Consider the following 11,788-nt stretch of genomic DNA (forward strand, 5'->3'; position numbering starts at 1 on the left):
GGGGGGGGGGGGGGGGGGGGGGGGGGGGGGGGGGGGGGGGGGGGGGGGGGGGGGGGGGGGGGGGGGGGGGGGGGGGAGAGGGGGGGGGGGGGGGGGGGGGGGGGGGGGGCGGCCCCTGGGGGCCCCCCCCCCCCCCCCCCCCGTCGCGCGCGCTCCCGCGCATGGCGCGCGACCCGCGAACCGCCCTTGACGAAGCGGGCCCCGGCGCGACACTCAGGCCCCATGTCCGACGCCGAGCTTCCCCCCCTCGATCCCTTCACCCGCGACGCGCTGATCTCGGCGCTCGCCTGGCAGGTGGAGTCCGGCGTCGACGAGGCGATCAGCGACGCGCCCCTCGACCGCTTCGCCGAAAGCGCCGCCGCCGAGGAAGCCGCCCGCGCAAGGGCCGAGACCCGCGCCGCCGCCCGCGCCCCGCGCGGCAAGCGGGCGGATCCGGCCAAGGCCCCCCAGGTGGTGCGCAAGCCCGAGGAGCTGACCCCCGCCCCCGTCGTCGCCGCCGACCTCGCGGCCGCGGCGCAGGATCTCGAGGCGCTCAGGGCCGCCGTCGAGGGGTTCGACCGCTGCCCGCTGCGCCTCGGCGCCAAGTCCACCGTCTTCGCCGGCGGCGTGCCCGGCGCGCGGCTGATGATCGTGGGCGAAGGCCCGGGCCGGGACGAGGACCGCGAGGGGCTGCCCTTCGTCGGCCGCTCGGGGCAGCTGCTGGACCGGATGATGGCCGCCATCGGCCTGTCGCGCACGGCCGAGGACCCGGGGCAGGGCGTCTACATCACCAATCTCTCGCCCTGGCGGCCGCTGGAGAACCGCACCCCCAGCGCGGACGAGGCGGCGATGCTGGTCCCCTTCCTGCGCCGCCATATCGAACTGGCCGCGCCGGACGTCCTTCTGCTGATGGGCAACGCGCCCTGGAAGGCGTTGATGGAGACCGAGCAGGGCATCACCCGCGCCCGCGGCAAGTGGGTGGAGTGCATGGGCATCCCCGCGATGCCCAGCTTCCACCCCGCCTTCCTGCTGCGCCAGCCCGCCCGCAAGCGCGAGAGCTGGATCGACCTGCAGATGGTCCGCGCCCGCCTGCAGCGGTGAGGCGCGCGTGAAACCCCGCTGAACGGCGTGGTGGCCGGGGCTTCATTTTCGAGAATTTATCAATAATTGACCGCGCTCGCTGGAGCGGGCGCGGCGAATTCATTTTCGATCTTCGGAGTCGCATCATGATCTTCCGCCAGGTATTTCGCGGCGCGCTCTGCGGCGCCGTCGCCCTCTCCGCCGCCGGCTGCAGCTCGATCGGCACGGTCAACGGGGTGCCCGTCGCCCGCGGCATGGCGATGGAGGACGACCGGCCCTGGTGCCGCAAGTCCGAGGAGCGGACCATGATCTGCATCCTGGTCCTCGCCGCCGGGGTCGGGGCCATCGCCTGGGGCATCTCCGAGCTGCACGAGGATGACCGCCGCGGCGCCGGCAATGGAAACGGCGAGGGCGGCGGCGAGGGCGGCGGGACCCCGCCGGTCGCGACCGCCTTCTGACCCGCGGGGCGCCCGGAAACCCGGGCGCCCTTTCAGGTATTCATAAGTAGTTTTCAGAAAACTTGACGGAATCGCCGTCGAGCGGTTACCTCGTGCCTGGCGCGCGGCCCAGTCATCTGCAAGTCGCGCGCAGAACTGGGGAAACATCATGACTATCTCTTCTTGCCTCGGCGCCGCGGCGCTGACCGTCTTCGTCATGTCCGCGGGCCAGGCGGCGGCCGCCGCCGTCACCTATTCGGACCGGGCGGCCTTCGACGCCGCGGTCTCCGGCGCCACCACCGTCGATTTCGAAGGCCTCGCCGGGTCCGACTACGTTCTGTACGGCGAGACGCTGGCCGTGGGCGACGCCGCCTTCACGGAATCGAGCCGCCTTTACCCGGCGCCCGAGGCGCCGATCGGCAATCTCTTCGTGTTCGACCCGGCCTATGCCGCGGGCTTCTACGGGACCGCGGGGCTGACCTCGGCCTTCCTGAACCAGAACACCGGCGACGGGGCGCCGGTGGTGGTCAGCTTCGCGTCGCGGGTCACCGCGGTGGGCGTCGATCTCGGGACGCTCTCGGCCGGGGCGGGGCCGGTGCAGATCACCCTCGGCTCGGGCGAAAGCTTCGTCTTCGCGGCGCCCGAGGTGGGCTTCTCCTCCTCCGCGCTGTCTTTCTTCGGGGTGGTGTCGGAGACGGGCTTCAGCTCGATCAGCTTCTACGACCCGGGCCAGCACCTCGCGCTCGACGACCTGAGCTATGCCGCGTCCGCCGGGACCCCGGCCGCCGACGTGCCGGCGCCCGCCGCCGCGCCGCTGCTGCTGCTCGGCCTCGGCGGGCTCGTCGCCCTGCGCCGCCGCCGGGGCTGAGGCCCCGCCGGGCCGCCCCGCGCGCGGCGACCGTTGCGCCGGCGCCTCTCGGGAAAAAAACGCGCTCCGATATGCGCATATTTGTCCTCGATCAATTCGTTTCAAAATTTACCGAGCTAGGAATGGCCAATCGCTGACGCGATCGGTTCCAACCGCAATCCTTGGGGGATGACATGAAAGCCCGCACTCTCGTCACCGCGCTCGCCCTGGGCGCCTACGCCTTCACCGCCGCCGGCTGCTCCAGCATCGGCACCATCAACGGGGTTCCCGTCTCGCGCTCCATGGCGATGGAGGATGACCGCAGCTTCTGCGTGCGCAACAAGGCGCTCTGCATCATCGGCATCGCCGTCGGCGTCGGCGCGATCGCCTACGGGATGTCCGAGCTCTATGACAACGACGTCTCGGCCGGCAACGGCAACCAGAACGGCGGCGGCGGCAACGGCAACCAGAACGGCGGCGGCGGCAACGGCGCCGGCAACGGCGCCGAGTGACGCCCGGCGGCGCGTCCTGCGCCGCGACATCGCGAAAAAGGGGGGGCGGCGCCGCAACGTCGTCCCCCCGCTTGCGTTTCGCCCCCGCTCCGGGCTTGATCGCCCCCGCGTGCGCGCCGGGCGCCGCGCCCTGATCCCCCGGAGGTCCCATGTCCCGCATCGACGAGTCCCGCCCCTTCCATCCCATGCGCATCGCGGTCCTGACCGTCAGCGACACGCGCACCCTGGCCGAGGACCGCTCGGGCGACACGCTGGTGCAGCGGCTGACCGATGCGGGCCACCACCTGGCCGACCGGCGCATCACCACCGACGACCGCGACCAGATCGCCGCCATCCTGCGCGAGTGGTGCGAGAGCCCCGCCGTCGATGCGGTGCTGACCACCGGCGGCACCGGGCTGACCGGGCGCGACGTGACGGTCGAGGCGCATCGCGACGTCTACGAGAAGGAGATCGAGGCCTTCGGCACGGTCTTCACCATCGTCTCGATGCAGAAGATCGGCACCTCCGCCGTGCAGTCCCGCGCCTGCGGGGGCGTGGCCAACGGCACCTACCTGTTCGCGCTGCCGGGCTCCACCGGCGCCTGCAAGGACGCCTGGGACGAGATCCTGTCGAAGCAGTTCGACTACCGCCACATGCCCTGCAATTTCGTCGAGATCCTGCCGCGGCTGGACGAGCACCTGAAGCGCAAGAAATGACCGCCGAGACGCCGGACGCCGCCTTCCGCGCCCTTGGCGACTGGGAGGCCGCGGGCCCGCTGCGCGCCGCGGTGGTCATCCTGCACGACCCGCTCGGCCGGGTGCTGATGCAGCTGCGCGACGACCGGCCGGGCGTGGCCTATCCCGGAACCTGGGCGCCCTTCGGCGGCGGGGTGGAGGGGGCGGAGACGCTGCCCGAGGCCGCCGCGCGGGAGGTGGTCGAGGAGCTGGGGATCGCCCTGCGCCCCGGGGCGCTGAGCCCCTTCGCCTGCACCCCTTCGGACCTGCCGGGGCGGCGGCGGATCTATGCGTTCAGCGCGCCCTTCCCGGGCAATGCGCGGGACATCCGGCTGGGCGAGGGCGCGGGCTTCGCCTTCTTCACCCATGCGCAGCTCGGCGCGCTGCCGCTGCCGCCGCATATTGCGCTGGTGATGCAGGCCTGGACGGCGGCAGGGGGCTGACCCCGCCGCCGTCGCTCCGCCAACAGGCCGCCGGGCGGCGGCGGGCGGCGATCAGGCCGCGCCGCGGCGGCGGGCGGCGAGGCCCAGCCCGGCCAGCCCCATCAGCATCAGCGGCGCCGCGGCGGGCAGCGGCACGTCCGAGGGCGCGGAAGCGACCAGCGCCTCGTCATGCAGCGCATAGACCAGGGTGAAGTCGCGCTGGAACTGCCAGTTGTCCTGCGTCCCGCCCTCCGAGCTCGCACGCCGGCCCGCATCCGAGGACTCCATCCAGGCGTAGCCGTCCTCGCGGACGTAATCCGCGCTCATGTGCAGGCCGAACCAGTAGGTGGTCCCCGCCGCCGCGTCGAAGGGCGCGGCGAAGTTGAACGCCACCTTGTAGAGGTCGATGGTCCCGGCGAGCTGCCCGTCAAGGACGGTTTCCACCACCGTGGCGAGGCCGGAGGCGAGCGCGGCGCCCGGCAGGCCCGCGTCATCGGCGAAGAAGAACGCCTGCATCGTGCCGTCCCAGGTGGAGAGGCCGGTTCTGTCGATATCGGCGATGGTCGCCGTCGCGCCGATCAGCTGCGCGTCCGAGGCGAGGGTGAACTGCGTCGCGGGCAGGTAATCGCTGGTGCGGCTGCCGAGGGTGCTCGGCGCGGTGTGCTCCAGCACCTGGACGGCGGCGGGCAGAAGAACCGCGGCGGCGGCGGCGATGATGGAATGTCTCATGCAGATGGCTTTCGTTCTGGGGACGGAGACGGAATTCTCCGGCCCCCAGAACGCGGGCGAGGCGGCGGCCACATCAAGGCGCCCCGCGTCGCCATCTAAGCTCATCCCATTTTGGCGCGCGTGTTCTCGGTTGTTGGAAGCGGCGCGCAGCCGGGGCGTGTGCGGGGCGTAGCCGGGGTCCGCCCTGGGAGAGTCCGCGCCGTTCGCCACGCGCCGGCGCCGGAAAACAGTCGGGGCGCGGAGGGGCCCATCCCCCCCGCGCCCCGCGTTCGTCCATCCGCCCCGGTCAGCCCGGGCGGCGGCGGGAAGCGACGCCCAGCCCGGCGAGGCCGAGCAGCATCAGCGGCGCCGCGGCGGGCGGCGGCACATCCGCGGAGGGCGGCGCGATCGGGCTGTCGAGCAGCTCCAGCGCAAGCCCGGCGCCGAGGCCGGGCGCCCAGGCGTCGAAGGCGCCGCCGGCGGCGGTCTGCACCCCGGTCGGCGCGGCCGAGGTCATCCAGTAGAGGCCGCCCCGGTCATACTCCCCCGCCAGGTGCAGGCCGAACCAGTAGCTCGCCCCCGGCGCCGCGGTGAAAGGCGCGGCGAGGTTGAAGGACAGCGCGAAGACATTGTTCTGGAACCCCGGCGTGATCCCCAGGTCGACCGCCGTCGCCTGCACGCCGGCGCCCGAGGCGAGGACCGCGCCCGGCCCGCCCGCGTCATCGGCGAAGATCCAGTACGCCGCGGCGCCGTCCCAGAACGCGTCGAACGCCCCGTCGGCCGCGAGGACCGGCAGCGCCGCCGCGGCGACCGTCGCCCCGGGCGCGATCGAGAACGCGGTCGCCGCGACCGAGGCCGTGGCCTCGACCGCGTTCGCATTGTCGGGCGGGTTGAAGAAAACGGTGGCCGCGGCGGCGCCGCCGGCGTTGAGCGCGAGCAGCGACGCGCCCGAAAGAATGGACCGGATCATGAAAACCTCAAAACAAGGAAAGTCTTGAGGAAATCTTTACCATTCCCGAGATGAAGCCCGCGGGAACCCGGCGCGGTTTCACTCCGCCGGGATCAGCCGCGTGCGCCCGGCGGACGCGGCCTCGGCATGGGCGCGGTCGAGCGACATGCGCACCATGTCCCCGCGCCGCCACAGCTCCGACAGGTCGTCATAGCGGCGCGAGAACGGGTGCCCGGACTGGCCCGTGGCGATCACGAACATCGACGAATCCGGGTCGGCGAAATCCACCACCATGCGGAAGCCCGCGCCATGGACCGCGCGGTGGGGCGTGTCGCCCTTGCCCTTGCTCTGGGCGCGCAGCAGCGTGTAGTCGCCGCCCGACATGTCGTGTTCGATATCGGCGATGAAGGCGGCGACGGGATTGCGGGTCAGCACCGGGTGGGGGTGGACGGCGCGGTGCGCCTCGCCCCAGCGCCAGCCCTCGGGGGCGGCCCCGTAGCGGGCCGCGAGATCCGCCAGCGCGTCGTCGAGCGCGGCGCGGGCCATCTCGGCGCAGGTCTCCTCGCGCGGGGTCTTGTCCACGTCGCACCAGATCGCGGCGCCGTCGATGTTGCGGAACACCCGCTCGACGAAGACCGGCCGGGGCCCCTCGATCTGCGTGATCAGGGGGCCGAGTTCGTCTTCGGCGAGGCGGAAGGTCAGGCGGCGCATCCACTCGGCGAAGATCAGCGGCTCGGGCGCATGGGCCGACATCTCGCCGTTCCAGTCGCCCAGCATCTCCAGCGCGCGGCGGCGGCGGGCGGAGACCTCGTCCTCGGGCGCCCGGTCGCCGGACCACCACAAATCGCGCGCGATCAGCGGCAGGACGGCGCGGGCCATCTCGGACACCGCGTCGGACTGGAGGGCCTGGGCGCTGTCGCGGGTGTGGAATTCGCGGGCCGAGAGCTGCCGGTCGAGGCGCAGGATGCGGTAGCTGTCGCCCCAGCGCGCGGCATAGGGGACCAGCGGGTCCTCGGGCTGGGTGCGGTTGTTGGTGTTGGCGACGGCGCCCGAGGCGGGGTTGACGACCGTCGGGTGCGCCTCGCGCGGGGCCCAGCCGATCCAGTCCCCGGCCCCGGTCCAGCCGGGCGAGGGCAGCCGCCCCGCGCCGGGCGCGCCGGGGCGGCGCAGCGGGATGCGGCCCGCGACGGTGAAGGCGATCTCCTCCGCCGTCGCGTGCACCAGGTTCTGCGCCGGGGCGCCGGCCATCGCCGCCGCCTTCTGCCCGTCGGCGATGCTGCGCGCCGTCATCTGCACGTAGAGCGCCGAGGCGGTCATGTCGTCCTCGGCCAGGGCGGTCCAGGACAGGGCCGCGACATGGCCCGCGGGGGTGACCTGGCCGACGCCCCAGTCGGCGGGGTCGAGCACGGGGCCGTGGCGCGTCGCGCGGATCTCGACGGTCTCGGACGGGGCGCCCGCGACCGCGATCACCTCCTGCCGCGTGGTGAAGGGAAGGGGGCCGTCGGGGGCGAGGTAGCGGGTCGGGTCGCCCTCGGCCAGCCGCTCGATGAAGATGTCGGCGTCGTCGACATAGGCGGTGGTCATGCCCCAGGCGAAGTCGCCGTTCCGGCCATGCAGGAAGAAGGGCATCCCCGGGATCGCCGCGCCGATGACCCCGAGGGGGCCGTCCGGCCGCGGCAGGTCGAGCCGGGCGAGGTGCCAGCTGGAGGGCGTCGTGAACGGCAGGTGCGGGTCGGCGGCGAGGATCGAGGCCCCCGCGGCCGCCCGCCCCGGCGCTAGCGCCCAGGCGTTGGAGGCGCCGGCATGGCCCGGTTCCGGGAAGAACGCGGCCGCCAGCGGCCCGGGCGCCGGGACGGGGCCGGGCGCGCCCGGCAGCAGGGCCGAGAGCCAGGGCAGGGCGGGCGCGTCGGCGGCGGCGTCTCCGTCTGCGGCGACGTCTCCGGCTCCGGCTGCGGCTGCGGGCGACGGGGGGACGGCGGCGGCCCCGGCGGCCCGCCAGGGCGCTTCCAGCGCCGCCGCGTCCCAGGCGCCCGCCTCGATGATCGCGGGCAGCGGCTCGTCGGGAAGGATGTCGCGCAGCCGCGCCGCGGGCAGGGACACCGCGAACAGCGCCCGGCGCACCTCGGCCGCCGCCTGGTCCGAGACCTGCAGCGACATCAGCTTCATCACCGAGAAGCTGTCCGTCGGCGTCCAGGGCGAGATCCTGGCCGGGAACAGGAAGAACTCCGGCGCCCCGCGCCCCAGCGCCTCGGCCTGCACCGCGCGGATCCGGGCGTTCACCCCCTCGGCATAGGCCTCGAACATCGCCCGCGTCTCGGGCGTCTGGGCGCGCATCGCGCGGGCGGCGACGCGGGCGAGGCCGAGCCGCCGCATCCGCTTGTCATTCTCCAGCGCCGGGGGGCCGAACAGCTCGGCCAGACGCCCCTGCGCCGCGCGCCGGGCGATCTCCATCTGCCACAGCCGGTCCTGCGCGTGGACGAAGCCGAGGCCGAAGAACACGTCCCGTTCCGTCGCGCCGCTGATATGCGGGATGCCGTTCGCGTCGCGCAGGATCTCCACCGGGGCCGAGGGGGCGGCGGGGCCCGACACCTCGAAATCCCGGTCGTAATCGGGCAGCGAGCCGGAGACGACGACCCACAGGACCGCGGCCGCCGCGGCCCCGAGAACCACGAGCCCGGCCAGCAGCCGCACGAGCCAGGTGAAGATGGCGGCCAGCGTCATGAACGGGTCTCCGGGGCAGGGCGCGGGGGTCGGGGGCGCGCGGGGCGGTCTGTCGGCGGCGCGAAGCGGGCGCGCCCCGGCGGCGCGGCGGCCCGGGCGGGGCCGGGCGGGCGCCGCGCGGCGGAACGGCGAATCCGCGCGCTTGACCTGACCACGACCGGGGGCCAGTTTCCACCCCGGCCCGCCGCGTCAGGACGCCCCCCGCGCGGCCCCTCGCCCGGCAGGCCCCCGCGCGATCACGCGCGCCACAGACAGGGAGCGGCGACATGGCCAAATGCGCATTCATCGGACTGGGGGTCATGGGCTATCCCATGGCCGGGCACCTCGCGGCCAAGGGGCACGAGGTGACGGTCTACAACCGCACCCATGCCAAGGCAGAGGCCTGGGTCCAGCAGCATGGCGGCCATGCCGCGCTGACCCCCGCCGCCGCCGCCGAGGGGGCCGAGTTCGTCTTCGCCTGCGTCGGCAATGACGACGACCTGCGCTCGGTCAGCATCGGCGAGGGCGGCGCGTTCGAAACGCTGGGCGAGGGCGCGGTCTTCGTCGACAACACCACCGCCAGCGCCGAGGTGGCGCGCGAGCTGCACGCCCATGCCGCCGAGAAGGGCGCGGGCTTCATCGACGCCCCCGTCTCGGGCGGGCAGGCGGGGGCCGAGAACGGCGCCCTGACGGTGATGTGCGGCGGCGACAAGGCCGAGTACGACCGGGCCGAGCCGGTGATCATGGGTTTCGCGAAGGCCTGCAAGCTGATGGGCCCCTCGGGCGCCGGGCAGGTGACGAAGATGGTCAACCAGATCTGCATCGCCGGGCTGGTGCAGGGCCTGTCGGAAGGCATCGCCTTCGCCGAGAAGGCCGGGCTCGACCCCAAGGAGGTCGTCGCCGCCATCTCCAAGGGCGCGGCCGGGTCCTGGCAGATGGAGAACCGCTACGAGACCATGGCCGACGATGAATTCGACCACGGCTTCGCGGTGGACTGGATGCGCAAGGACCTCGCCATCTGCCTCGGCCACGCGCGCGAGATCGGCGCCTCGCTGCCCGTCACCGCGCTGGTGGACCAGTTCTACGGCGAGGTGCAGCGCATGGGCGGGAACCGCTGGGACACGTCCTCGCTGGTCAAGCGCCTGCGCTGAGCGGCGCGCGCTCAAACAGCGTCAGGCGAACGGGAAAGGGGGCCGCGCGGCCCCCTTTTTCATGCGCGGCGCGGCGGGGGCGTCCCCACCCCGCGGCCCGGCCCCGGCCTCAGCCCTTGCGGCGGCGCCCGACCAGCCCCAGCGCCAGCAGCGCCGAGAGCGCGAGCGGCGCGGCCCCGGGGACCGGCACGTCGGCCGGCGCCAGGTTGTTGATGTTCAGCGTGGTCAGCGCCTGCTCGAACTCCACCTGGCTCGCGATCTCGTAGCCGAGGTCGGCGAACTGCGCGAGGGTCACGTAGCTGACATCCACGGGCGTGTTCAGAAAGCCGGTCAGCAGCTCGTAGACGCTGTTCGCGTCGGCGTGCCAGTTCTCGTCCCAATGCCCGTGCGCGGTGCCGTCGCCGCCGTCGAGCTCCACCGGCACGAAGGTCGCGGTCGGCGCGTATTCCGCCTGGTAGGCCGCCAGCGCCTCGGCCCCGTAATACGCGCCCGGCGATCCGGTCTGGTCGTAGACGTCGTTGTAGAGCGTGCCGTTGACGGTGATGCCCCAGAGCGTGCCGAAGCCGATCACGTGCGCGATCTCGTGCGTCGCGACGGCCAGCAGCTCGTTGCGGTTCTCGAGCCGGGTCATGTCGGCGCTGTCGAAGGTCATCTGCCCCTCGGTCGCGTAGAGATTGTCGGTGAAGCCCACGCCCGCGGTCGGCCCGGCCGAGCCGAGCACGCCGCCGCGCCCGTCGATATAGGAGATGTTCACGTCGATCAGCAGCGGGTCGCGGATCGCGTCGCGGCCCGTGTTGGCCCCGGCCTCGGTATAGGCGCCGAGCACGTCGGACCAGAAGGCGGCGCCGGCTTCGAAGGCGGCGATCTGGCTGGCGGTGGCGCCGGTCGAGGCGCTGAAATCAAGCTCGATGGTCAGCGCGGCGGCGGGCTGCGCGGCGGCGAGGCCCAGCAATCCGAGGGCTGCGGCGCGGGGGGGGACGCGGGTCATCGGGAACGCTCCGGGGATACGCAATCTGGGGGCGAGGGTCCGTTAACCTTACTGCCGCAGGGGGCGCCGGGCGAGTCGCAAAATGGTTAACGGCGCGCCTGTTCCACGGGGCGGAGCGGGGGGAAGTCCTTGGGATGCAATAATGAACCGGGTCTGAATGGGTGGGCGCGGCGGCGCCGGGGCCGCGTGCGCCGGTGGACGGGGCCGCGGCGCGGGGATGGGTGCGGGGACGGGCGCCGGGGCGGCGGATGGCGCGGGGCGCCCCCGGCGGCGGGCGCGGCGCGAAGGGGCGCGGGGCGGGCCGGAGGGCTCGGTTCCCGCGCCTTGCGGCCGGGGAGGGGCGAGGTCGGCCCCCGCGTCGCCCGCCCGGCGTCGTCCGCCCGGTTCGCCCGCCCGGCGTCGCCCATCCCCGCGGCGCGGCCTGGAAACGCGCGCGGCGCGGGGAGGGGCCCCGCGCCGCTGCATGTCCTGTCGGCGGTGATGCGCGCGGCGCGCCGCGCGCCGCGCTCAGCGCACGATGGGCGAGTACTTGGCCCCTTCGAACGAGGCGCCGGCCATCAGCCCGTCCTGCCCGAAGGTGATCGCGATCACGGGGCGGTTGGTGACGGTGGTGTTCAGCTCGATCCCCAGCCCGTCCTCGGGGACGGTGAACTCGGCGCCCGCGCCCAGCTCCCACCCGTCCGAGCGGCGGAACCGCTCCAGCGCCGCGGTGGTCATGAAGAACAGCGCCTGCGCGGTGACCTGGGCGCCGATCTGCAGGCCGAGCGAGGCGGCGGCGACGGACCAGTAGCTGGCGGTGGCGTTGTTGACGCGCAGCGCGCCCTCGCCGTAAGCGCCGCCGACGATCAGGCCGGCCTTGCGGATCTTGGGCATGATCAGCATGCCCTTGGCGCGGCCCGCCAGCTCCTGCGCGCCGGGGGTGGTGCGGTAGAGGGTGGCGAGGGCGCGGTTCACGTCGGCCTCGATTTCCTGCGCGGTGGCGGCCGAAGCGGCGCGGGGAAGCGCGGCCGCGCCGAGGGGGACGGCGGCGGCGGCGACGAGAAAGCGGCGGCGGGTGACGTCGGGGCTGCTCATGGGTCAGGGTCTCCTGCAAGGGCCTGCATGCGGATTGTCGTTGGATTTTGTCCCGCGCGGGGCGGGATTGGTTCCGCTGGGTGCAAATGTGGCCCCTGAAGGCGGCAGGCTCAAGGCGTCCTTGCGTGAAATCGGGGGCGGGGCGGGCCTTGGCGCGGGATGGCGTGGGGGGGGGGGGGGGGGGGGGGGGGGGGGGGGGGGGGGGGGGGGGGGGGGGGGGGGGGGGGG

The 11,788-nt window shown here is 73.9% G+C and carries 12 protein-coding genes; 7 read left to right on the forward strand and 5 right to left on the reverse strand.

The genetic code is table 11. The annotated features are described in order from the left end of the window. Positions 1-222: 222 nt before the first annotated feature. The 6 genes from ACQ5SO_RS20725 (at position 223) to ACQ5SO_RS20750 (ending at position 4,011) form a co-directional block, all read left to right on the forward strand. Positions 223-1,080 carry a uracil-DNA glycosylase gene (locus ACQ5SO_RS20725; RefSeq protein ID WP_430943560.1) on the forward strand — a complete coding sequence of 286 codons (858 nt, stop codon included), beginning with the start codon at positions 223-225 and terminating at the stop codon, positions 1,078-1,080. Positions 1,081-1,205: 125 nt separating this feature from the next. Next, positions 1,206-1,517, forward strand: a complete 312-nt coding sequence (locus ACQ5SO_RS20730; RefSeq protein ID WP_430943561.1) for a hypothetical protein — start codon at positions 1,206-1,208, stop codon at positions 1,515-1,517. A gap of 148 nt (positions 1,518-1,665) precedes the next feature. Continuing rightward, positions 1,666-2,364 carry a PEP-CTERM sorting domain-containing protein gene (locus ACQ5SO_RS20735; protein WP_430943562.1) on the forward strand — a complete coding sequence of 233 codons (699 nt, stop codon included), beginning with the start codon at positions 1,666-1,668 and terminating at the stop codon, positions 2,362-2,364. A gap of 173 nt (positions 2,365-2,537) precedes the next feature. Next, a complete protein-coding gene (locus ACQ5SO_RS20740; RefSeq protein ID WP_430943563.1) occupies positions 2,538-2,855 on the forward strand; it encodes a hypothetical protein in 318 nt (105 codons plus the stop codon). Positions 2,856-3,004: 149 nt separating this feature from the next. Next, on the forward strand, positions 3,005-3,550 hold the full coding sequence (gene moaB, locus ACQ5SO_RS20745) for a molybdenum cofactor biosynthesis protein B (protein WP_430943564.1): 546 nt from the start codon (positions 3,005-3,007) through the stop codon (positions 3,548-3,550). Continuing rightward, complete coding sequence (locus ACQ5SO_RS20750) at positions 3,547-4,011, forward strand: NUDIX hydrolase (RefSeq protein ID WP_430943565.1); 465 nt, start codon at positions 3,547-3,549, stop codon at positions 4,009-4,011. The genes moaB and ACQ5SO_RS20750 overlap by 4 nt, the downstream gene beginning before the upstream one ends. A gap of 51 nt (positions 4,012-4,062) precedes the next feature. On the opposite strand, the gene ACQ5SO_RS20755 is transcribed toward ACQ5SO_RS20750, so the two are convergent. From ACQ5SO_RS20755 to ACQ5SO_RS20765, 3 genes are all read right to left on the reverse strand, one after another. After that, the gene (locus ACQ5SO_RS20755) at positions 4,063-4,719 is read right to left on the reverse strand and encodes a VPLPA-CTERM sorting domain-containing protein (protein WP_430943566.1); all 657 of its coding nucleotides are present in this window, start codon (positions 4,717-4,719) and stop codon (positions 4,063-4,065) included. Positions 4,720-5,005: 286 nt separating this feature from the next. Then, the gene (locus ACQ5SO_RS20760; protein ID WP_430943567.1) at positions 5,006-5,668 is read right to left on the reverse strand and encodes a hypothetical protein; all 663 of its coding nucleotides are present in this window, start codon (positions 5,666-5,668) and stop codon (positions 5,006-5,008) included. Positions 5,669-5,746: 78 nt separating this feature from the next. Beyond that, on the reverse strand, positions 5,747-8,368 hold the full coding sequence (locus ACQ5SO_RS20765; protein WP_430943568.1) for a penicillin acylase family protein: 2,622 nt from the start codon (positions 8,366-8,368) through the stop codon (positions 5,747-5,749). Positions 8,369-8,634: 266 nt separating this feature from the next. Between ACQ5SO_RS20765 and ACQ5SO_RS20770 the strand changes: the two genes are divergently transcribed. Next, positions 8,635-9,498: an NAD(P)-dependent oxidoreductase gene (locus tag ACQ5SO_RS20770; RefSeq protein ID WP_430943569.1), complete on the forward strand. Its 864-nt coding sequence runs from the start codon at positions 8,635-8,637 to the stop codon at positions 9,496-9,498. A 109-nt stretch (positions 9,499-9,607) separates the two neighbouring features. Here ACQ5SO_RS20770 and ACQ5SO_RS20775 read toward each other — a convergent pair whose 3' ends face one another. Then, positions 9,608-10,486 (reverse strand): leishmanolysin-related zinc metalloendopeptidase, encoded by an 879-nt coding sequence (locus ACQ5SO_RS20775; RefSeq protein WP_430943570.1) that lies wholly within the window; start codon positions 10,484-10,486, stop codon positions 9,608-9,610. Between the two features lie 507 nt (positions 10,487-10,993). Continuing rightward, on the reverse strand, positions 10,994-11,560 hold the full coding sequence (locus ACQ5SO_RS20780; RefSeq protein ID WP_430943571.1) for a YSC84-related protein: 567 nt from the start codon (positions 11,558-11,560) through the stop codon (positions 10,994-10,996). Positions 11,561-11,788: the final 228 nt, after the last annotated feature.

Origin of the sequence: Rhodovulum sp. DZ06 (genome assembly GCF_050586345.1) — a bacterium.
In the GTDB taxonomy this organism is placed as follows: domain Bacteria; phylum Pseudomonadota; class Alphaproteobacteria; order Rhodobacterales; family Rhodobacteraceae; genus JBOCEF01.

Bases quoted from the DNA above. Each gene is read 5' to 3' on its own strand.
- ACQ5SO_RS20750 (WP_430943565.1), top strand. From the start codon at position 3,547: ATGACCGCCGAGACGCCGGACGCCGCCTTCCGCGCCCTTGGCGACTGG.
- ACQ5SO_RS20775 (WP_430943570.1), bottom strand. From the start codon at position 10,486: ATGACCCGCGTCCCCCCCCGCGCCGCAGCCCTCGGATTGCTGGGCCTC.
- ACQ5SO_RS20735 (WP_430943562.1), top strand. From the start codon at position 1,666: ATGACTATCTCTTCTTGCCTCGGCGCCGCGGCGCTGACCGTCTTCGTC.
- ACQ5SO_RS20740 (WP_430943563.1), top strand. From the start codon at position 2,538: ATGAAAGCCCGCACTCTCGTCACCGCGCTCGCCCTGGGCGCCTACGCC.
- ACQ5SO_RS20780 (WP_430943571.1), bottom strand. From the start codon at position 11,560: ATGAGCAGCCCCGACGTCACCCGCCGCCGCTTTCTCGTCGCCGCCGCC.
- ACQ5SO_RS20770 (WP_430943569.1), top strand. From the start codon at position 8,635: ATGGCCAAATGCGCATTCATCGGACTGGGGGTCATGGGCTATCCCATG.
- ACQ5SO_RS20730 (WP_430943561.1), top strand. From the start codon at position 1,206: ATGATCTTCCGCCAGGTATTTCGCGGCGCGCTCTGCGGCGCCGTCGCC.
- ACQ5SO_RS20760 (WP_430943567.1), bottom strand. From the start codon at position 5,668: ATGATCCGGTCCATTCTTTCGGGCGCGTCGCTGCTCGCGCTCAACGCC.
- ACQ5SO_RS20755 (WP_430943566.1), bottom strand. From the start codon at position 4,719: ATGAGACATTCCATCATCGCCGCCGCCGCCGCGGTTCTTCTGCCCGCC.
- ACQ5SO_RS20725 (WP_430943560.1), top strand. From the start codon at position 223: ATGTCCGACGCCGAGCTTCCCCCCCTCGATCCCTTCACCCGCGACGCG.
- moaB (WP_430943564.1), top strand. From the start codon at position 3,005: ATGTCCCGCATCGACGAGTCCCGCCCCTTCCATCCCATGCGCATCGCG.
- ACQ5SO_RS20765 (WP_430943568.1), bottom strand. From the start codon at position 8,368: ATGACGCTGGCCGCCATCTTCACCTGGCTCGTGCGGCTGCTGGCCGGG.